At 70.3% G+C, this 21041-nt stretch carries 16 protein-coding genes and 1 pseudogene; 8 read left to right on the top strand and 9 right to left on the bottom strand.

Translation table 11 applies throughout. The features are described from left to right. Positions 1–38 precede the first annotated feature (38 nt). The 4 genes from IPJ78_06375 (at position 39) to IPJ78_06360 (ending at position 3199) form a co-directional block, all read left to right on the top strand. A complete protein-coding gene (locus tag IPJ78_06375; GenBank protein ID MBK7906178.1) occupies positions 39–290 on the top strand; it encodes a DUF2132 domain-containing protein in 252 nt (83 codons plus the stop codon). Between the two features lie 71 nt (positions 291–361). Next, positions 362–820 (top strand): amidohydrolase family protein, encoded by a 459-nt coding sequence (locus IPJ78_06370; protein ID MBK7906177.1) that lies wholly within the window; start codon positions 362–364, stop codon positions 818–820. Further along, positions 817–2118: an amidohydrolase gene (locus tag IPJ78_06365; protein ID MBK7906176.1), complete on the top strand. Its 1302-nt coding sequence runs from the start codon at positions 817–819 to the stop codon at positions 2116–2118. Before IPJ78_06370 ends, IPJ78_06365 begins: the two co-directional genes overlap by 4 nt. A 1-nt stretch (position 2119) precedes the next feature. After that, positions 2120–3199 (top strand): phosphodiester glycosidase family protein, encoded by a 1080-nt coding sequence (locus IPJ78_06360; GenBank protein MBK7906175.1) that lies wholly within the window; start codon positions 2120–2122, stop codon positions 3197–3199. Here the strand turns inward: IPJ78_06360 and IPJ78_06355 are convergent. Then, complete coding sequence (locus IPJ78_06355) at positions 3091–4677, bottom strand: 4-coumarate--CoA ligase family protein (GenBank protein MBK7906174.1); 1587 nt, start codon at positions 4675–4677, stop codon at positions 3091–3093. The genes IPJ78_06360 and IPJ78_06355 overlap by 109 nt on opposite strands. A gap of 193 nt (positions 4678–4870) precedes the next feature. On the opposite strand from IPJ78_06355, the gene IPJ78_06350 reads away from it, so the two are divergent. Continuing rightward, complete coding sequence (locus IPJ78_06350) at positions 4871–5920, top strand: DUF5009 domain-containing protein (protein MBK7906173.1); 1050 nt, start codon at positions 4871–4873, stop codon at positions 5918–5920. Continuing rightward, positions 5917–6828, top strand: coding sequence for an FkbM family methyltransferase (locus tag IPJ78_06345; GenBank protein MBK7906172.1), 912 nt, complete (start codon positions 5917–5919; stop codon positions 6826–6828). Before IPJ78_06350 ends, IPJ78_06345 begins: the two co-directional genes overlap by 4 nt. On the opposite strand, the gene IPJ78_06340 is transcribed toward IPJ78_06345, so the two are convergent. After that, on the bottom strand, positions 6817–8457 hold the full coding sequence (locus IPJ78_06340) for a transporter (GenBank protein MBK7906171.1): 1641 nt from the start codon (positions 8455–8457) through the stop codon (positions 6817–6819). The genes IPJ78_06345 and IPJ78_06340 overlap by 12 nt on opposite strands. A 59-nt stretch (positions 8458–8516) precedes the next feature. Continuing rightward, positions 8517–9797, bottom strand: coding sequence for an aminotransferase class I/II-fold pyridoxal phosphate-dependent enzyme (locus tag IPJ78_06335; GenBank protein MBK7906170.1), 1281 nt, complete (start codon positions 9795–9797; stop codon positions 8517–8519). A gap of 1040 nt (positions 9798–10837) precedes the next feature. Between IPJ78_06335 and IPJ78_06330 the strand changes: the two genes are divergently transcribed. Beyond that, positions 10838–11059 carry a hypothetical protein gene (locus IPJ78_06330; GenBank protein MBK7906169.1) on the top strand — a complete coding sequence of 74 codons (222 nt, stop codon included), beginning with the start codon at positions 10838–10840 and terminating at the stop codon, positions 11057–11059. After that, positions 11056–13962 (top strand): glycosyl hydrolase, encoded by a 2907-nt coding sequence (locus IPJ78_06325; GenBank protein ID MBK7906168.1) that lies wholly within the window; start codon positions 11056–11058, stop codon positions 13960–13962. Before IPJ78_06330 ends, IPJ78_06325 begins: the two co-directional genes overlap by 4 nt. A 179-nt stretch (positions 13963–14141) precedes the next feature. On the opposite strand, the gene IPJ78_06320 is transcribed toward IPJ78_06325, so the two are convergent. The 6 genes and pseudogenes from IPJ78_06320 to tadA form a co-directional block, all read right to left on the bottom strand. Further along, positions 14142–15038 carry a TIM barrel protein gene (locus tag IPJ78_06320; GenBank protein MBK7906167.1) on the bottom strand — a complete coding sequence of 299 codons (897 nt, stop codon included), beginning with the start codon at positions 15036–15038 and terminating at the stop codon, positions 14142–14144. Further along, positions 15035–16736, bottom strand: a pseudogene (locus IPJ78_06315) (GMC family oxidoreductase). Before IPJ78_06315 ends, IPJ78_06320 begins: the two are co-directional and overlap by 4 nt. Continuing rightward, positions 16729–17040: a hypothetical protein gene (locus tag IPJ78_06310; GenBank protein ID MBK7906166.1), complete on the bottom strand. Its 312-nt coding sequence runs from the start codon at positions 17038–17040 to the stop codon at positions 16729–16731. Before IPJ78_06310 ends, IPJ78_06315 begins: the two are co-directional and overlap by 8 nt. After that, positions 17033–17320 carry a hypothetical protein gene (locus IPJ78_06305; protein ID MBK7906165.1) on the bottom strand — a complete coding sequence of 96 codons (288 nt, stop codon included), beginning with the start codon at positions 17318–17320 and terminating at the stop codon, positions 17033–17035. The genes IPJ78_06310 and IPJ78_06305 overlap by 8 nt, the downstream gene beginning before the upstream one ends. 2456 nt (positions 17321–19776) lie before the next feature. After that, on the bottom strand, positions 19777–20538 hold the full coding sequence (locus IPJ78_06300; protein ID MBK7906164.1) for a response regulator: 762 nt from the start codon (positions 20536–20538) through the stop codon (positions 19777–19779). After that, positions 20469–21041 (bottom strand): Flp pilus assembly complex ATPase component TadA (gene tadA, locus IPJ78_06295; GenBank protein MBK7906163.1); only part of this gene is annotated, 573 nt, incomplete at its 5' end. The genes IPJ78_06300 and tadA, both read right to left, overlap by 70 nt.

The raw sequence follows: 21041 nt of genomic DNA, 5'->3' as shown, positions 1-21041 counted from the left end.
TCGCGGAGCCGCGCTGACGGCGGAGCCGCTAGCTTTGCATCATGTCCACGCCGAGCGCCCAGCCCAACAACCCGCTGCACGGGATCACGCTCGAGCGGATGCTCACCGAGATGGTCGAGCACCTCGGCTGGAAGAAGATGGCCGATGAGGTTCGCATCGCCTGCTTCACGACCGATCCGAGCGTCTCGTCGAGCCTGAAGTTCCTGCGCAAGACGCCCTGGGCGCGGAAGAAGGTCGAGAACCTCTACCTCGACTATCGCGGCGACTGGGACGGATCGAAGGCGACGTAGGTCCAGGTATCCACGGCGGCGCGCCGGGCCGGCGCTCGCCGAGTGTGCGTGGTGGTGCCATCTTCACGCCCATGCGCCTCACGACCCTCGTCCTCGCTCCCGTCGGCCTGCTGCTGGCCGCCGTGCCGTTCACCCCGCGCGCGCCGCAGCCCGCCGCCCCCGACCTGATCCTGCATCACGGTCGCATCATCACGGTCGACGCGCAGGACCGCGTGGCGCAGGCGATCGCGATCCGCGGCAACCGGATCATGGCCGTCGGGACCGACGCCGAGGTGCTGCGGCTCGCCGGCGCCGGTACGCGCCGGATCGATCTCGGCGGGCGCGCGGTGACGCCGGGGCTGCTCGACGCGCATGCGCACTTCAGCGGCGGAGCTACCGACCGGTACTTCCTGCTCGACGTCGGCTACCCCGCGGTGAAGAGCATCGCCGACATCGTCGCTGCCGTCCGTGCGCGCGCGGCCGCGCGGCCTGCCGGAAGCTTCATCGAAGGGGCCGGGTGGGACGAGGGAAGTTCGCCGAGCGCCGCATGATCACCGCGGCCGACCTCGACGCGGCGTCGCCGTCGCACCCGGTGGTGCTCCACGAACACCACGGGCACTACGTGGTGGCTAACAGCGTCGCGCTGCGAATGGCCGGCATCACGCGCGACACGCCCCATCCCGCGAACGGTACGATCGACCGCGACGCCGACGGCGCGCCGACGGGTGTGCTCAAGGAGTCGGCGCAGGGGCTGGTGCAACGGCTGATCCCTCCGCTCACGCCCGCGCAGGAGGAGGAGGCGATGCGCGCGCTGGTGCGCGACTTCAATGCCGAAGGGATGACCGGCTTCAAGGAGCCCGGGGTCTCGGGCACCACGTTCGACACCTATCGCCGGCTCGCCGCCGAAGGCGCGCTGCCGCTGCGTGTGTTCGTACTCTTCTCGGGAGGCCGCAGCGTGGCGCAGGCCGAGCGCCTCATCCGCGAGCGTGCCGCGCTGGCGCGGCCGTACGCGTCGACGGGTGACGACCACGTGATCGCCGGTGGCGTGAAGCTCTTCGCCGACGGCTCGGGCGGGGCGCGCACCGCCTGGCTCTACGACGAATGGAACGTCGGACTCAGCGGGACCGACGCGGGGAACCGCGGCTATCCGGCGATGGATCCCGACACGCTGCGCCGGATGATCGCGATGTATCACTCGGCGGGGATGCACGTGAGCACACACGCGATCGGCGACCGGACGATCGACTGGGTGGTGGACAGCTACGACGCAGCGCTGCGCGAGCGGCCCTCCAAGGGGATGCGCCACGGGATCATCCACGCGAACATCCCGACAGATCATGCGATCGACGTGATGGCGCGACTGCAGCGCGACTTCGATGCCGGCTATCCGGAGCCGAGCGCGACCTTCCAATGGTGGATCGGCGACAACTATGCGGGCAACTTCGGGATGGCCCGGTCGCGGCGGCTCAATCCCTTCCGGACCTTCCAGCGGAAGGGGATGATCTGGGCGAACGGGTCCGACTTCTTGGTGACCCCGTTCGCCGCGCGCTACGGCGTGTGGGCCGCCGTCTCGCGCACGACGATGCTCGACCGCTACGCCGGTGACCCGTTCGGTCGCGACGAGGCGGTGGACGTGCGGACCGCGCTGCGCGCGGCGACGATCTGGACCGCGCACCAGATGTTCCTCGACACGAAGATCGGCTCGCTCGAAGTGGGGAAGCTCGCCGACCTCGCCGTGTGGGACCGCGATCCATACTCGGCGGCGACGGCCGACCTGAAGGAGATGCGCTGCCTGCTGACGGTGTTCGACGGGAAGGTGGTGTACACGGCGGCCGGAGGGCCTTTCTGAGATGCGCAACCGTCCGATGCTGGTCAGCACTGCCTGCCTGCTGCTCCTCACCGCGTGCGCACGACCGCCGCTGGCGACGCTCGCGCCCTCGGCATTCCCGTTCCCGGTCGACAGCGTGCGCGTCCGCCGCGTCGCCGACGGCGCGTTGCTGCACTCGGTCCACTCGCCGCGCGGGCCGTGGGCGATCCAGGTGCTCGACGTCCGACTCGATCGCGGCTACTCGGCGCGGGCGGTGAAGGGCGCACCGGGTGCCGTGGGGCGCGCGAAGACGTCGGAACTGATGCGGACGCTCGCGCAGAGCTGCGAGGTCGTCGGTGGTGTGAACGCCGACTTCTTCCTGTTCACTCCGCCGGGCGTCCCCACCGGCGCGCATGTGTCGGCGGGTCGCGTGGTCACGCCGCCGTCGGCGAAGCCGGTGTTCGCGATCGATTCGGCCGGCAAGCCGCACATCACCACGCTCAGGCTGCGCGACCCGCGCACGATGGTCGTCGACGATCCGGCGCTCGCGACGGCGTCGTTGCTGCCGTTCCATCCGCTCGAGGCCGTGGGAGGACGCCCCGTGCTGGCGCGCGACAGCGTGATCGCGGACGGTGTCGACACGGAAGGGCAGGCGAGCTTCGCGACCGCGAGGCATCCGCGCACGGCCGTCGGCATCGCGAACGGCGGCCGGCGGCTCCTCCTCGTCGTCGTGGACGGGCGACAGGCGGGCTACAGCGACGGCATGACGCTCCGCGAGCTCGCGACGCTCATGCTCGCGCTCGGTGCACCCGATGCGCTCAATCTCGACGGCGGCGGTTCGACCGCGCTCGTGTACGCCGATCCCGACTCGGCCGGCATGATGCGGCTCGCGAACCACCCGTCGGATCCGACCGGCGAGCGCGCGGTGGGGAACGCGTTGGCGATCGTGCGGGGGTGTCGGGCGCGCTGGAGTCCGCGGTCGGATCGCGGTGCGCGCGCTGGGGGCGCGCAACGTCACGCGCCCTTCGCGCGCTCCGCGGCGATCAGCTCGCGCCGCAGGATCTTCCCCGACGCCGACTTGGGCACCTTCTCGATGAACTCGACGACGCGGACCTTCTTGTAGGCCGCGACGTGCTCGGCGACGAAGGCCATGATGTCCTCCGCGGTGATCTCGCCGCGCTTCACCACGAACGCCTTCGGCACTTCACCCGCCTCCGCGTCCGCCTTCGGGATCACCGCGGCGTCGGCGACCGCAGGATGCGTGAGCAGCAGCGCCTCGAGCTCCGCCGGGGCCACCTGATAGCCCTTGTACTTGATGAACTCCTTCAGCCGGTCGACGATGTAGAAGAAGCCCTCGGCGTCGGCATAGCCCACGTCGCCGGTGTGGAGCCATCCCTCGCGGTCGATCGCCTCGGCGGTCGCCTCGGGCGCGTTGAGATAGCCCTTCATGATCTGCGGGCCGCGGATGTAGAGCTCGCCGAGCTCGCCCATTCCGACGTCCTGCCGCGTCTTGAGGTCCACCACGCGGACCTCCGTGCTCGGGACGACGAGACCGCACGCGCCATGGCGCACGAGCGCGGGATCGTTCGGCGTGAAGTGCGTGACCGGACTCGCCTCGGTCATGCCGTAGCCCTGCTTCGTGAGGCATCCGAGACGCTTCTCGACCGCGAGTTCGAGCTCGGCGCCGAGCGGGGCCGCACCCGAGTTGACCATGATGAGTGACGAGAGGTCGAACCGGTCGACCATCGGGTGCTTGGCGAGCGCGAGGGCGACCGGCGGCACGAGATACGCGGTGCGGCACTTGTACTCCGCGTTCAGCCGCAGGTAGGTCTCGAGGTCGAACTGCGGCATCGTCACGACCGTCGCGCCCTTTCGCATCACCATGCACAGGATCACGACCATCCCGTAGATGTGGAAGAACGGGAGGAAGCCGACCGTGTGATCGCCTGGGCCGCTCGGATCGATGAAGTCGCACTGCGCCACGTTCGCGACGAGGTTGCGATGCGTGAGCATCACGCCTTTCGGGAGCCCAGTGGTCCCGCTCGAATACGGCAGGGTCACGATGTCGCGCGCCGAGTCGATCGGGACGGCGGGGCGAAGCGCGTCGAGGCCTTCGGGGGCGGCGCCGCCCTCGGCGAGGAACTCCGCGAACGAGAGGCAGCCCGGAGCCTCGCCGAACACGACGACCGATGCCCCGACGCCCTTCGCGGCCGCGAGCGCGCGCTCGGCGAGTTGCGGCACGGTGAAGATGATCCGCGCGCCCGAGTCGGCGAGCTGCTTGCCGAGTTCGTCGGCGGTGTAGAGCGGATTGGCGGTCGTGTTGGTGGCGCCGATGCGCGAGACGCCGAAGAAGACCGCCGCGTACTCGGGGATGTTCGGACTGTAGATGCAGACGGTGCTGCCCTTGCCGAAGCCGCGCGCCGCGAGCGCCGCGCCGACGCGGCCGATGAGCCCGAGCAGCGCGCGGTACGTGACGACGCGTCCGCTGGGGCCGTCGATCAGCGCAGGCCGGTCGATGAATCCCGCGACGTGCTCGAACACGAACTCGGCGAGCGAGACATCCGGGATGACGACGTCGGGGAATCGGCTGCGGAAGATCACGCGCGCGCCTCGGGTGGATTGGTCGGACGGATATAGCACCACCCGCAGGGGGTGGCAATGAGGCCCTCGCGCGGGCGCGCGGGATGCGCGAACTTCCGCCGATGACCGCCTCCCCCCGAGAGCGCCTCCTGGCGCTGGATGTGTTCCGCGGCGCGACCGTCGCGGGAATGCTGCTGGTGAACAATCCCGGCAGTTGGGGGCGATCTACCACCCCTCGCCCACGCGGCGTGGAAACGGCTGGACGCCGACCGATCTTATCTTCCCGTTCTTCCTGTTCATCGTCGGCATCACGACGCACATCTCGGCCGAGGGCCGACGCGCGCGCGGCGACGACGAAGGCGCGATCCTGCGGCAGGTCCTGCGCCGCGGCGCGCTGATCATCCTCTTCGGCTGGCTCCTCTCGGCCTTCCCGTTCTGGCCGATCACGCGCATCACCGAGTTGCGCCTCCCCGGCGTGCTGCCGCGCATCGGTCTCGCGTACATCGGCGCGGCGCTGCTCACGCGCCGCGGATCGCTCAAGTCGCAGGTGATCACGCTGGTGGTGCTGCTCTACGGCTACTGGTTCGCGATGACGCTGCTGCCGGTGCCCGGGCAGGGTGGCATCGGCGCGAACCTGCTCGACGACCCGAACCGCTCGATCGCCTCCTGGCTCGACCGGCTCCTGCTCGACGGACACCTCTGGAAGTCGAGCCGCACCTGGGATCCGGAGGGCATCCTCTCGACGGTGCCCGCGATCGGCACCGCGATGCTCGGCGTGTTCACGGGGCGCTGGCTCCTCTCGCCGCGACCGCTCTCCGAGCGCCTGAACGGGATGTTCGCCGCCGGCGCGCTCGGCATGATGCTCGGCCTGATGTGGCACTGGTCCTTCCCGATCAACAAGTCGCTCTGGACGTCGAGTTACGTGCTCTTCACCGGCGGCCTCGCCGCGGTGAGCATCGCCACGATCATGTGGATCACCGACGTGCATCGCGTCACGAAATGGACCGGCTTCTTCGTGACGTACGGACTCAACCCGATGGCGGCCTTCCTCGGGTCCGGGCTGATGGCGAAACTCATCTACACGCTGGTGAAGGTCGAGGTGGACGGCCGTCAGGTCGCCGTGCAGGCGATCGTGTACCGCGGCGCGTTCGCATCCTGGCTGCCGCCGCGCGACGCCTCGCTCGCGTTCGCGATCTGCTTCGTGCTCTTCTGGTACGGCGTGTTGCGGGTGATGCAGCGGCGTGGGATCGTGTTCAAGGTATGAGTGATGTCGCCGCTGCCCGGTCCGGCCCGACGCACCCGCCGAAGCACGGGGACCTGATCTTCGACATCGGGGCGCACCGGGGCGAGGACTCCGAGTACTACCTGCGGAAGGGATTCCGCGTCGTCGCGATCGAGGCCGATCCGGACCTCGCGGCCGCGTGTCGCGAGCGGCTGCGGACGTTCATCGACGCCGGGCGCCTCACGCTGATCGAAGGGGCGATCGTCGAGCCGGCGCTGCTCGCCGCCGGTCAGCGCACCGTGCGCTTCTTCAAGAACGACGCGAATCCCGTCTGGGGCACCGTGCGCCCCGAGTGGGCGGAGCGCAACGCGCGGCTCGGCGCCGAGAGCCGTTCGATCGACGTGCCGGTGCTCGATCTCGCCGACGTGATCCGCGAGCACGGGGTGCCGCACTACATGAAGGTCGACATCGAAGGCGTCGACATGGTCTGCGTGCGCGCGCTCGGCGCGTTCGAGGCGCGTCCCGACTTCGTCTCGCTCGAGTCGGACAAGACGAGCTTCGCGAGCATCGCGCGCGAGGTCGGCGAGCTGAGCGCGCTCGGCTACGACAGGTTCCAGGCGGTGGAGCAGTCGGTGGTGCAGGATCAGATCGCTCCTTCGCCCGCGCGCGAGGGCGTGTACGTGGCGCACCGGTTCCCCGAAGGAGCGTCGGGGCTCTTCGGGGCGGAGCTGCCGGGGGAGTGGCGCAACGAGCGCGCGGTGCTCCGTCAGTACCGCGCGATCCGCCTCGGCTACTGGCTCCTCGGCGACGACGGCCTGATGAACGGCTGGCGGTTCCGCGGGCATGGGCGGCTGCGCACCTTCGCGGCGCGGTGGCTTCGGCGCTTCACCGGGGGCGAGGTCCCCGGCTGGCACGACCTGCATGCACGGCACCGGCGATCAGGCGAGTAGCGCCACCAGCAGCTGCGCGAGGATGATCTTCGTGATCATCGCCACGGGATACACCGTCGCATAGCCGACGTTCGGCACGTCGTTGCCCGTCTGCTCGGTCGCGTAGCTCAGCACCGCGGGATTCGTCTGCCGCCCCGCGCGCATCCCGACGAGCAGGCTCATCGACACCTTGAGCAGCCGGTAGCCGATGAACAGCGTGAGCACGGCCGTCGTCACGGTGATGGCGAAGCCCGAGGCGAAGAGCGCGAGGCCGCCGCGGCTCAGGAGCGTCGTGAGGAAGGCGTCGCCGGCGCGCGTGCCGATGCCGGCGAGGAAGAGCACGAGGCCGAACTGCCGCAGCGTGATGTTGGCGCCGTACGGGAGGCTCCACACCAGATGCCCGGTGCGGTCGAGCTTGCTCACGACGAGCGCCACGAGGAGCGGTCCTCCTGCGATGCCGAGGCGGAAGTCTCCGCCGCCGGGAAGCGGCACGGGCAGGAGGCCGAGCAGCAGTCCGCCGACGAGTCCGAGGCTGAAGGTGAGGACGTCGATCTCGCTGAGGTTGCGATACGAGTCGCCGAAGAACTCGTTGAGCTGTTCGATCCGTTCGCGCGGTGCGACGACGCGCACGCGGTCGCCCGGCTCCAGCACGGTGTCGTCGGTCGCGAGGAAGTCGATGTCGCCGCGGCGCACGCGCGTGACGGTCGCGCCGAACCGCCGCCGCAGGTCGAGATCGCCGATGCGGCGGGCGAGCACGCGCGGCGCCGAGACGAAGACGCGACGGAAGTCGAGCGTGCCGCGGTCGAGCTCGAGCGCGTCGCCCTCCTCGACCCCGAGGAACGCCGTCAGCCGGTCGACGTCGTCGACCTCGCCGATCGCGCTCACGCGGTCGCCGTCGCGGAGGATCGTACCCTCGCCGACGAGGGAGAGCTCGTCTCCTCGCTGCAGGCGGACGAGCCGCACCTGCCAGTCGCTCCGCTTCGCGAGCGCGGCGGCGGATTCGGTCCGCCCGTCGGGCCGCACGACGCGGATGGTACGGCTCACCAGTGGCGCCTGCGTGGCGCCCAGGTCGCGCAGCGCATGCGCCTCGCGCCGGTAGTCGACGCGCCAGAGCCGCTGCGCGACCGCGATCGCGGTGATCACGCCGAGCACGCCGATCGGATACGCGATCGAATAGCCGACGATCGGGGAGTCGAGAGTCTCCCGGCCGAGCCCCGGCGCCGCGTTCAGCTTGAGGTACTCGAGCACGCCGGCGAGCGCGGGCGTGTTCGTGAGGGCGCCGGTGAAGAGACCGGCCGTCTGTCCGGCGCCGAGCCCGAGCGCCTCGTGCGATCCGATCGCGAGCAGGGCGGCGACGAGGAGCATCACGACCACGAACGCGTTGTCGCGGAGTCCCTTGCGGCGCAGCGCGTCGAAGAAGGCGGGGCCGCTGCTGAGACCGACGGTGTAGACGAAGAGCACCAGGCCTAGCTGGTAGACCATCTCCGGCAACTGCAGCGCGGGGTCGAGGGCGCCGAAGGCGAGGCCGACGAAGAGCACGGCCGCGATGCCGAGGCTGCTGCGGCCGATGCGCAGGCGACCGAGCGGGTAGCCGATTGCGGCGACGGCGAAGAGCAGGAGCAGCGGACTCGCGCGGAGGATCTCGATCATGACCCCTGAAAGCTATCCGCGAGTCCCGCCGCGCGCGGATGGATACCGTGCGCCGTCGGTCAGCCGAGCACCTTCCGGAACACCTCGGTCGCCTGCCGCATCTCGTCCATCGTGCCGATCGACACGCGCAGCCAGCTGTGCAGGGGCGGGAAGGGACGCCCGACGGCGACCCCCTGCTCGCGGCAGGCGACCCGCACCGGCTGGGGATCGCGCCGCAGGTCGATCATCAGGAAGTTCGTGTCGCTCGGCCCGACGGTGAAGCCGGCGCGCTCGAAGAACGCGCGCGTGTACGCCTTCGCCTCGCGGTTCTTCCGCTGCTCGTCCGCGACGTGCGTGAGGTCGCCGATCGACGCCTGCGCGGCGGTGAGCGCGAGCACGTTCACGCCGGAGCCGATCCGCCAGCCCTGGAGCCGACGGGCGGTGTCGGGGTGCGCGATCGCGTAGCCGGCGCGGAGACCGGCCATGCCGAAGACCTTGGAGAAGGTGCGCGAGACGACCACGTTGGGATCGGAGACCGCGAGCGGGATCGACGTCGCGTACGCCGCATGGTCGACGTACTCGTGGTACGCCTCGTCCACGAGGATGACCGTCTCGGGCGAGGCGCGCCTGATGCGCGCGATGAACGACTTCACGGTGGCTTCGCCGTGCACCGTCGCCGTCGGGTTGTTGGGGTTGCAGAAGAAGACGAGCCCCGCGCCGACGCTCCGTGCGCCCATCGCCTCGAGGTCGAGCCGCAACGCCGAGTCGACGGGCACCTCGGCCACCGGATGTCCGAGCAGGCGCGCGAACTCGGCGGGCGGTTCGAACGTCGGCGATGCGCTCACCAGGTGCCGCGTGGGCGAGGTGAATGCCTCGACGCACATGCGCAGCGTCTCGCTCGAGCCCGCACCGAGCACGACGTTCTCCGGCGACACGCCGTGCGCCCGCGCGATCGCGGCCATCAAGGTCACCTCGCTCGCGTCGGGATACCGATTCGCCTCGCTGATCGCGCCGTGCAGCGCTTCGATCGCGCGGGCTCCGGGGCCGTTCGGGTTCTCGTTGCTGTCGAGCCGGATGAGGCCGGCGCGCGGCTCTGGATCGTCGAGGCGATCTCCGGCTGGGTCGCCGCGCGATAGCGCGCGAGGCCCGTGAAGGCGTAGCGCCCGGGCGGGAATCCCGTCTCGGCGAGGTCGGCCATCAGATAGATCCGATGCGAGCCGCCGTCGGTGCGGCGGGTGAGCAGCGGGATCCGCGGCGGGATCGATTCCTCCTCGCGCCAGACGTTCATGGCCGGGCGCGCCGGGAGCACGAACTCGGCGAGCACCTCGGTCGCCGAGTCCGCCCGGTAGATCGGGAACCAGTTAGGATAAGCCGCGCCGTCGCGCACGTTGCGGAGCGTGCGCCGGCCCAGCGTCGTGAGTTCGATGCGCGGCGCCACGCGGGTCGGGATCGGGTCGCTGATCAGGCGGAGGCGACCGTCGCGGTGCACGAGCGCGAGCGTCGGTCCGCGCGGCATCCGGTCGTGCCCGTACTGCTGCTTGAACACGCGTGGCACCCATCGCGGCACGTCGAGCGTGTCGTAGAGGCTCATGAACGTACGGCCGGTCCAGCCGGTCCACGTCACGCCAAAGAGCGACTCGAGCTGGGCACGCGCGGCCGGTGTGGTCGGCTCCTCGAGAGAATTGAACTCGAGCAATACGTGCTTGCCTCGCGCCGAGAAGTCGGCGATCGCCTGCGCGTCGGCGTCGGAGAATCCGCCGAAGACCTTCGGGTTGTAGTCCATGTGCGCGATCTCCGCCCCGATCTGCTTCAGGTCGTCCTCGTACACGCCGTAGGCGTCGGTGACGTAGAGCCAGTCGGTCTTCGAGAGGTCGAGCGCGCTGATCGGGCGCGGATGGTCGCGGTCGGTCGGGTCGTAGCCGGCGTGGCTGCCGATGAGCTCCCATCGGTCGCCGGTGGGCGGGCGGTACTTCTCATGATTGAGGAGCCAGACGGCCCCTTGGTGCTCGCGACCCGAGACGTACGGGACCGAGTAGTCGACCAGCTGGACGCGTTCGGCGCGCCAGGGCCGGGCGCGCCAGACCAGGTTCGCGAGCCAGAAGGGCGACGTGAGGATCGCCACGACCAGCAGGACGACCGTGACGGCGCGGGTGCGTTGCATGGGGAGAAGATATCGACCCGCGGCGGCGACCGCGCGGCTGGCACAACGAACGCGATGGGCGCAACGTTCTCCGCACGTACCTGAACGTGTGCGCGCACCGACCCCCCGCCAGAGTCCCGACATGCCGATCCGAATCGCCCCCCGCTCGCCCGCGCCGCCGCTGCGGCCGCGCTCGTCGCCCTCTCGCTCTGCCTGCCCGGGCAGGTCCGCGCGCAGGCGCGCGCGCCCGCGCTGACGCAGGTGACGCTCGACTCCGCCTTCCTCTCGGCGTTCCGCTGGAGGAACATCGGCCCCGATCGCGGCGGCCGCTCGATTGCCTCGTCGGGCGTGGTGGGACGACGGAACGAGGCCTACTTCGGCGCGACCGGCGGCGGCCTGTGGAAGACGATGGACGGCGGCGAGACCTGGTTCCCGGTGACCGACGGCCAGGTGCGGTCGGCGTCGGTGGGGCGGTCGCGGTGAGCGAGTCGAACCCCGACCTCGTCTACATCGGCATGGGAGAGACCGCGATCCGCGGCAACATCATGCCGGGCGATGGCGTCTACCGGTCGGCCGATGCCGGCAAGACGTGGACGCACGTGGGCTTCGGCGAGTCGCACGGCATCTCGAAGATCCGCATCCATCCGACCAACCCCGAGATCGTCTTCGTCGCGAGCTTCGGCAAGTACAGCGTGCCGAGCCAGGAGCGGGGCGTCTTCAAGACGGTCGACGGCGGCAAGACGTGGAAGCGCGTCCTGTTCCGCGACGACCGGTCGGGCGCGATCGACATCGCGATCGACCGCACGAACCCGAGCGTCATGTACGCGGCGCTCTGGGAGGCGTTCCGGAAGGAATACCAGATGAGCTCGGGCGGCCCGGGATCGGGACTCTTCAAGAGCACCGACGGCGGCGAGACCTGGAAGGAGATCACGCGAAACCCCGGACTGCCGGCGGGGCTGATCGGGCGGATCGGCGTGGCGCTCACGGCGGCGAATCCCAACCGCGTCTACGCGCTCGTGGAGAACGAGAAGGGCGGACTCTTCAAGAGCGACGACGCGGGCGCGACGTGGACCCTCATGAACGACAACCGCTCGATCCGGCAGCGCGCGTTCTACTACACGCATCTCTTCGCCGACCATCAGAACGCCGACGTGGTGTATGCGCAGAACACGTCGCTCTTCCGGTCGGCGGATCAGGGGAAGACGCTGACGTCGATCGGCAACGGTACGCACGGCGATCACCACGACCTGTGGATCGACCCCGCCGACCCGAACCACCTGGTGGGCGCGAACGATGGCGGCGGTGCGGTCACGACCGATCTCGGACGCAACTGGACCGCGCAGGACTTCCCGACGGCGCAGTGGTACCACGCGATCACCACGAAGCACATCCCGTTCCACGTCTGCGGCTCGCAGCAGGACAACAGCACGCTCTGCGTGCCGTTCAATTGGAACCTCGGCGGGGGCCAGCGCTTCGGCGCCGCGCCGGCGGCGGGCAGCGGTGGACCGGGCGCCGGCTATCGCGATCCCGCCGCGGGGGCGATGGCGTTCTCGTACCAGGCCGGCGGAGGCGAGCCGGGCTACATCGCCACCGATCCGCTCGATCCCGACCTCTTCTACTCGGGCACGAACAACGGCGGCTATCTCGACAAGTTCAACCGCCGCACCGGGCTCTCGCGCGAGGTGAATCCGTACCCGTGGTTCTACTCGGGCGAGCCGTCGCGCGACATCAAGGAGCGGTGGCAGTGGACCTTCCCGATCATCTTCTCGCCGATCGATCCGAAGCGGCTCTACGTCTCGTCGCAGCGGCTCTGGATGACGACCGACGGCGGGCAGAACTGGACCGCGCTCTCGGGTGACCTCACGCGGCACGCGCCCGAGACGCAGGGACCGTCGGGCGGGCCGATCACCGGCGACATGAACGGTCCGGAAGTGTACGGGACGATCTTCTCCGTGGCGCCGGGCAAGCGCGACGTGAACGTGATCTGGGTGGGCTCGGACGACGGGCTCGTGCACGTCACCCGCGACGGCGGCAAGACGTGGACGAACATCACGCCGCCCGGGATGCCCGACTTCGGCCGCGTGAGCCAGATCGACGCCTCGGCGTTCGACGACGGCACCGCGTACGTCTCGGTGCGCAAGCCGCTGCTCAACGACTTCTCGCCGTACATCTTCCGCACGACCGACTTCGGCCGTAGCTGGACGAGGATCGTCGACGGGATCCGCGCCGACGACTACATCCACGCGGTGCGCGAGGACAGGAACCGTCGCGGCCTGCTCTACGCCGCGGGGCAGCACGGTGTGTACATCTCGTACGACGACGGCGACCACTGGCAGTCGCTGCGTCTCAACATGCCCGACGTGCCGGTCGCGGATCTCATCGTCGAGGGCAACGAGCTGGTCATCGCCTCGCATGGTCGCGGCTTCTGGGTGCTCGACAACGTCGCGCCGCTGCGGCAGGTGACCGCGTCGGTGGCGTCGGCGGCGGCGCACCTCTACGCGCCGCCCGCTGCGGTCCGCTCGGGAACTCCGGTGCAGCTCACGTGGCGGCTCGCGCAGGCGCCGCGCCGCGCGACCCTCGAGGTGCTCGACTCGACGGGCGCCGTGCTGCGGCGCTGGGAGAACGACACGTCGCCTGCGCGACCGGCCGCCGCGGGCGCTGCAGGCGGACGGCGTCGCGGAGGCGGCGCGGCCTTCATCCCCGTCAATCCGGGTTTCAATCGCTTCGAGTGGGATCTGCGCACGACGCCGATCACCGGCTTCGACGGCATGATCCTCTGGGGCGCGGGACTCGCAGGGCCCGCCGTGCCGGCGGGCCGCTACACGGTGCGGCTCGTCGCCGACGGCCAGGCGATGACCGCGCCGCTGACGGTGCAGCGCAATCCGTTCCTGCCCGAGGTCACCGATGCCGACCTCCACGCGCAGTACCAGTTCGGTCGGATGGTGCGCGACAAGGCGAACGAGGCGAACATGGCGGTGATCGAGATCCGGCGCGTGAAGGCGCAGCTCGAGGAGCGGCAGAAGCGCAACGACGACCGCCGCCTGCGCACCGCCGGTGCGACCCTCGTGCGCAACGCCTCGGACGTCGAGGACGACGTCTACCAGGTGAAGAACCAGAGCGGGCAGGATCCGCTCAACTTCCCGATCCGCGTGAACAACCGGCTGGCGAACCTGCTCTCGATGGCCGAGCGCGGCGACGGGCGGCCGACGACCAACATGCCGGAGATCTACGGCATCCTCGAACGCGAGCTCAAGGGGTACACCGACCGGCTGCAGCAGGTCTGGTCGACGGACCTCGCGGCCGTGAACAAGGAACTCGCGCGGCTCGGGTTGCCGCCCCTCGATCCGAAGTGCGCCAACGTGGTGGGGTGTGCGCCGCTGCCCTGAGGTGCTTCGCTGAACTGCAACGGCGTTCACCACAGAGGGCACAGAGGGCACAGAGGACGGCGGAGGCGACTCCTTGGGGGACTGCGCGTTCGGGTCGTGGCAGTTGCGGTCCCCCAGGCAGAAGCAGTTCTCCGCAGTTCTCTGTGCCCTCTGTGACTCTGTGGTGAAAGCAGTTGCAGTCAGGGTCCAGCGAAGATCCTCTGCGCCTCGGCGAGCTTGACCAGCGGCGCGGTGGTCGGCATGAACTCGTGCGCCACATACCCCCCGAACCCGGTCGCCGCGATCGCCCGCGCGATCCGCGCGTAGTTGAGTTCCTGCGTGTCGTCGAGCTCGTGCCGCCCCGGCACCCCGGCGGTGTGGTAGTGCGAGATGAACGGCGCGTACTGCCCGATCGTCCGCACGACGTCGCCTTCCATGATCTGCATGTGGTAGACGTCGTAGAGCAGCTTGAACCGCTCGGTGCCGAGCCCGCGCGCGACCTGCGCGGCCCACTCGGTGCGGTCGGCGTGGTAGTCGCGGTGGTCGACCTTGCTGTTGAGCATCTCCATCACGAGCGTGACGCCGTGCCGCTCCGCGCTCGGCACCAGTCGCTTGAGGCCGGCGACGCAGTTGGCGATGCCTTCGCCGTCGCTCATGCCGCGGCGGTTGCCCGAGAACACGATCATCTGCGGGATCCCGGACTTCGCGACGAGCGGGAGCAGGCGCTCCCCCTCGGCGACGAGCTTGTCGTGGAGGTCGGGGCGGTTCCAGCCGTCGGCGATGGGGCCGGGGCCGTTGGCGATCGCGCAGGCGAGTCCATGCGCCTTCGGCACGTCCCACTCGTTCTCGCTCAGCAGGTCGACCGCGTGCAGGCCGATCCGCTTCGACTCCATGCAGAGGTCGGCGAGCGGCATCGACGAGAAGCACCAGCGGGCGACGCTCTGCTTGTAGGCGGGTGCGAACGGTTCGAGCATGCGGTGGGTCTCGGCGAGCGGGAGTGCGGCGCCGGCGGAGCCGGGGAGCGCGGCGCCCGCAGCCGCGGCGCCCGCCACCGCCGCGAGGCCGCGCTTGATCACGTCACGACGGGAGCTGCTCACAGTTCGCCTCGCTGGAGGCGCTCGACGGCGCGCGCGGACGCGCGGGCCGTGATCGCCATGTAGGTGATGCTCGGGTTCTGGCAGGCCGAACTCGCCATGCAGGCGCCGTCGGTCACGTGGACGTTCGGCACCTCCCAGAGCGCGTTGTTCGCGTCGAGGACCGAGACGTCGGCGGTGCGACCCATGCGCGCACCGCCCATCTCGTGGATGCACAGCCCCGGGGCCACATCGGGCCGGTTCTGGTAGATGTTCGTCGCACCGGCGGCTTCCAGCATCTCGGTCGCGGTCGTGACCATGTCGCGCATCATCGCGCGCTCGTTCTCGCGCCACTTGCAGTCGATCCGCAGCGCCGGGATGCCCCAGGCGTCCTTCACCGTCGGGTCGAGCGTGAGCCGGTTGGCCTCGTGCGGCAACGTCTCTCCCCAGCCGTTGATGCCGATGCCCCAGGGACCGAGTTCGGTGAGCATCCGCTTCTTCCAGTCGGCGCCGTGCCCGGCGCCCGACCAGCGGCCACGGCCGCCCGCGCCCCCTGCATGCCGTAGCCGCGCACGAAGTCGGGATGCTGGCCCGAACGGTTGGTGTTGCGGAAGCGCGCGACGTACATGCCGTTGGGCCGGCTCCCCTCGCTCTTGTAGCCCTCGAAGCCGGGCATCTGCCCGCCGGCGCCCCAGAGCATGTGATGGTCCATGATGTACTTGCCGAGCGTGCCGCTCGCGTTGCCCATGCCCTGCGGGTGCGCGGCACTCGTCGAGTTGAGCAGGATGCGCGTGGACTCGAACGCCGACGCGCAGAGGAAGACGACGCGCGCCTCGAAGACCGTCTCGACCTTCGTGCGCGCATCGATCACACGGACGCCGCGCGCGCGGCCCGTGCGCGGGTCGAGCACCACTTCGGCGACGACGCTCCATGGCCGGACCGTGAGGCGTCCCGTCTTTTCGGCCGCCGGGAGCGTCGAGCCGTTGCTCGAGAAGTAGGAGTGCGTGCTGCAACCGCGCTCGCAGGGGCCGCAGTAGTGGCAGGCGGCGCGGCCGTTGTGCGTCTGCGTGAGGATCGCCGCGCGCCCGATCGTCCAGACGCGCTCTCCGCCGAACGCCTGGAGCACCTTCTCGCGCGTGTGCCGCTCGACGACGCTCATGTTCATCGGCGGGAGGAACTCGCCGTCGGGAGAGTGCTCGAGCCCTCGCGCGCGCCGCTCACGCCGATGAAGCGCTTGACGTGGGAGTACCAGGGCGCGAGGTCGGCGTAGCGGATCGGCCAGTCGTTGCCGTGTCCGTCCTTGAGGTTCGCCTCGAAATCGAGGTCGCTCCAGCGATAGACCTGCCGTCCCCACGTCAGCGAACGCCCGCCCACCTGTCGGCCGCGGATCCACTTGAACGGCGCGTCGTCGGGCGTGGTGTACGGGTTCTCGATGTCGTTGACGAAGAACTTGCCGCTGTACTCGTCGCAGGCGTAGCAGTCCCGTTGCACGGGCTGCTCGCGCTGGAGCCTGTCGCGGTCGCCGTAGCCGCGGAAGCGCAACTGATGCGGCTGCAGGTGCTCCACGTAGTCCGTCGCGGGGTCGATCGGCCCGCCGGCCTCGAGCACGAGCGTCCGCAGTCCGCGCTCGGTGAGTTCCTTGGCCGCCCAGCCGCCGCTGATCCCCGAGCCGACGACGATCGCGTCGTACCGCCGCTGCTGCCGACCGCTGGACTCAGGCATCGCCGCCTCCGCGCACCGCGACCGGCACGTCGCCGCGGTAGTGCCCCGGCGTGATGTTCACCTTGAGCACCTCGCGCCGCACGCGTTCGCTCGTGAGATAGCCGTGCAACAGGTGGCCGCGCAGCCGCCGGTAGGTGCGTCGCTCCTCGAGCGCGGGATCGCGGGTGTCCTCGAGGAAGGCGAACTCGCGCTCGCGCTCGTCCGCACCGAGCGCCGGCCAGCGCGGCCATGCGTCGCGACCGCATGCCGGTCGATCGCGGCGAGGCCGCCGCGGAACTCGACGAGCTCGCCCTCGGTCATCCACTCCGCGACGAGCACCTCGACGAATCCGACCGCGCCGACGTCGAGTGCCCCGGCGTGTCGGTGCGCGGCAGCAGGCCGTCGGCGATCGCCGAGATGGTCGCGCGCTCGTCGGCGCGCAACGGCACCGGCGGGGCCGAGCGACCGGCGTCGTGCGCGCGTTCGTGCGCGCGCTCGTGGACGAGGTCCTCCCATCCGTCCGCGGCCTGATCCGCACGGGCGAGGGAAGGGAGAGCGGCGAGGCCGGCGAGCTGGAGCAGCGCGCGGCGGGAGAGGGAAGTCATGCCCAACGTTGCACCGCCCGTCGCGGGGCGGCAACCTTTCGTCCGCGGGATGCGTAGGCGGCTGGGGCACCCCAGATTACCCCGACCCTCCGACCCCTCGCCATGCTCGCTCTCCCGCTCCTTCTCGCGCTCGTCGCCAGCGATCCGCCGGTGCACAACGGACGTGCCGGCGAGACCGCGGTGCGGCCCCCGCGCGTCGCCGCGGAGATCGTCGTCGACGGCAAGCTCGACGAGCCGGTCTGGAAGCAGGCCGCGATCCTCAACGGCTTCTCCCAGTTCTCGCCGCAGGACGGCATCCCGGCCTCGGACTCGACGCAGGTCCTCGTCTGGTACTCGGCGACCGCGATCCACTTCGGTGTGCGCGCGTTCGAGCCGCACGGGACGGTACGCGCGACGCTGGCCGAGCGCGACCGCATCTCGACCGACGACCAGGTGCAGTTCCCTGATCGGTACGTTCAACGATGGCCGGCAGGCGGTGATGTTCGCGGTGAATCCGTTCGGCATCCAGTCCGACGGCTCGCTCAGGAGTCGGGGGAACCGTGGCGGCGGCTTCATGAGCGGCGGCGCGACCGCGGCGCGCGAGAGCGCGGATCTCTCGCAGGACTACGTCTTCCGGTCGAAGGGCCGACTCACCGATTGGGGGTACGAGGTCGAGGTCACGATCCCGTTCAAGAGCCTCCGTTTCCAGTCGGTGGCCGATCAGACGTGGGGATTCAACGTCGTCCGGAAGGTGCAGCACTCCAACTACGAGGACAGCTGGACGCCGGCGTTGCGCGGCAACGCGAGCTTCATCGCCCAGTCGGGGACGCTCAAGGGGCTGACCGACCTGCACCGCGGCCTGGTGCTCGACGTGACGCCCGAACTCACCGACCGTGTCGACGGTCTGCCGGGCCCGACGTCGTGGGACTACAGCACCGGGAAGCCGCAGCTCGGTGCGACCGTGCGGTGGGGCATCACCAACAATCTGACGTTCAACGGCACGTTCAATCCCGACTTCTCGCAGGTCGAGGCGGACGTCAATCAGGTGAACTTCGACCCGCGGCGGCAGGTCTTCTTCCCCGAGCGGCGTCCGTTCTTCATCGACGGCATCGAGCAGTTCCAGACCCCGAACAACCTCGTGTACACGCGCCGCCTGGTCCGGCCGGAGGCGGCGGCGAAGGTCGCCGGCAAGATGGGCGCGACCAACGTCGCCTACATGACCGCGGTCGACGACCGCAGCACGTCGGCGACGGGGGACAACCCGCTCTTCAACATCCTGCGCGTGTCGCGTGACCTCGGCGCGCAGTCGCGCCTCGCGCTCACCTACACCGACCGCATCGACGGCGATGCGAGCAACCGCGTGCTGAGCGTCGACGGGCGCGCGGTCACGAACCGGATCTACTCCGGGTCGTTCCAGCTCGCGGCCGCGCGCAATGCGGTGAACGGCATCGTCACGACCGCCCCGCTGTTCCAGACCAATCTCGCGCGGGACGGCCGCGCCTTCGGCGTGCGCGCGGCGTTCAGCGGCATCGACCAGGACTTCGTCACGCGCTCCGGCTTCATCTCGCGCCCCGGCGAGGTGCACGCCAGCATCGCGCCGCGCTACACCTGGTTCTTCGAGCGGGGCGCCCGCATCGAGACCTTCGCGTACAGCATGCTGTTCGACGGCACCTGGAACTACGCGCGCTTCATGGAGCGCGGCGATGCGCGCGACAAGAAGTTGCACTTCAACACGAGCACGCAGTTCCGAGGCGGCTGGATCATCGGCGGCTCGCTCCTCGTGGAGACCTTCGGCTACGACCCCAGCTTCTACGCCGATCTCTACCGCATCGAGGCGCCGGACGGCCTCGGCGGGCTCGACACGTTGCCGTTCGTCGGCACGCCGCGGCTCCCGAACCGGGACTGGGTCGCGAGCTTCACGTCGCCGCGATTCAAGTACTTCCAGGCGAGCGGGTCGCTCGTGTGGGGGCAGGACGAGAACTTCTTCGAGTGGGCCTCGGCGGACATCCTGTACGCCCAGTTCACGCTGAACGCGCGGCCGTCGGAGCGCATCCGCGTGGACGCGACGTACCAGATCCAGGAGTACAAGCGCCGTACCGACCACTCGCTGGTCGGCATCACGCGCAATCCGCGCCTCAAGATCGAGTACCAGGTCTCCCGCCCCTTCTTCGTGCGCGTCATCGGCGAGTACGTCGCTTCCGCCACCGACGCGCTGCGCGACGACTCGCGGACCGACTACCCGCTCCTCCAGCGCGATCGCAACGGGACCTATGTCCGTACGACCTCCGGGCAGACCAACCGTTTGAGCGGCGACCTGCTCCTCGCCTACACGCCTCAGCCCGGCACCGTGGTCTATCTCGGGTACGGCGCACGGATGCTCGAGCCGCAGCCGTTCCGTCTGGAGCGCGTCCTCCGCACGAGCGACGCGCTTCTTCCTGAAGCTGTCGATACCTCTTCCGCCGCTGCCGGCCGCCGGCTCAGATCGCGAGCCGGATCTGCCGTCCCGCCGCCGCGAGCGCCTCGCGTGCGGCGGTCGCGAGCGCGGCCGGGCCGTCGTGCGCGGGCACGACCGCGCAGCAGCCGCACTCCCGCGCCCAGACGAGCGCCTGCTCGTCGCTCTGCACCGTGAAGGCGATGCAGGGCGGTCCGCCGTCGTCGCCGAGCGCCTGCGCGAGCGCGTAGCCGTCGAGCTTGGGCAGCACGAGTTCGGTGATCACGAGCGCGGGGGCGAGCCGTCGCGTGTAGGCGAGTGCGGCCTCGCCGTCGGCGGCCTCGATCACCGAGCAGCCGGCGTCCTCGAGCGCGCTGCGGACGGCGCGCCGCTCGTCGCGTGAGTCGAGGGCCACGAGCACGCGGGGCGCGTCGGCGGGGAGTTGCCGCGGCGGTCGCAGCACGACCGGGTGCGACGGGCCGGCAGGCGCGCTCACGACCGGAGTCATCGCCATCGGCGGCGCGGCGACCGCGGTCGCCGCGCCCGGGGCGGGTGCGGCGGCCGGCGCACCCGACGAAGCGCCCGGCGGAGTCCGCCCGAGCAGTCGCGCCACGACCGCGTCGACATCCAGTTGCTCCGCCTGCTGCTCCGCCATCGGCGCCGGCACGTTGTCCAACAGCTCCGGCAGCGACGTCAGGCCTTCCACGACGCGTCGGAGGCCCGCCTCCCACATCGGGATCATTCCGCCGCGCTTGGCGAGCTCGAGCAGCTCCACCCGGTCGGCGCGTCGCGCGATCGCGCTCCGCATCCGTCGGAGACGAGCAGGACCTCGGCGACCACCATCCGGCCGCGGTAGCCGGTGCCGCGGCACGCCTCGCAGCCCACGGCACGGCGCAGCTTCTCCGTCTTCCGGCCGATCAGCAGCGCCTGCTGCGCCACCGGCAGGTCGGCGAGCGTGATCGAGCTGCAGCACGACTCGCAGAGCCGCCGCACGAGCCGCTGTGCCACGACGCCCTTGAGCGCGCCCGAGAGCGCGCCCATCTCCACACCACCGATGTCGGCAAGCCGACCGATCGCCGACGAGGAGTCGATGGTATGGAGCGTCGAGAGCACGAGGTGGCCGGTGAGGCCCGCCTTCACCGCGATGCCCGCGGTCTCGGCGTCGCGGATCTCGCCGACGAGGATGATGTCCGGGTCCTGACGCACGATCGAGCGCAGCGCGGCGGCGAAGCCGAGCCCGGCCTTCTCGTTCACCTGCACCTGGTTGATCCCCTCGAGATGGTACTCGATCGGATCCTCGACCGTGACGAT

This window comes from Gemmatimonadota bacterium (assembly GCA_016714015.1).
In the GTDB taxonomy this organism is placed as follows: domain Bacteria; phylum Gemmatimonadota; class Gemmatimonadetes; order Gemmatimonadales; family Gemmatimonadaceae; genus Pseudogemmatithrix.
The sequence above is the reverse complement of the archived record's forward strand: the minus strand, read 5'-3'. Positions and strand labels throughout refer to the sequence as shown.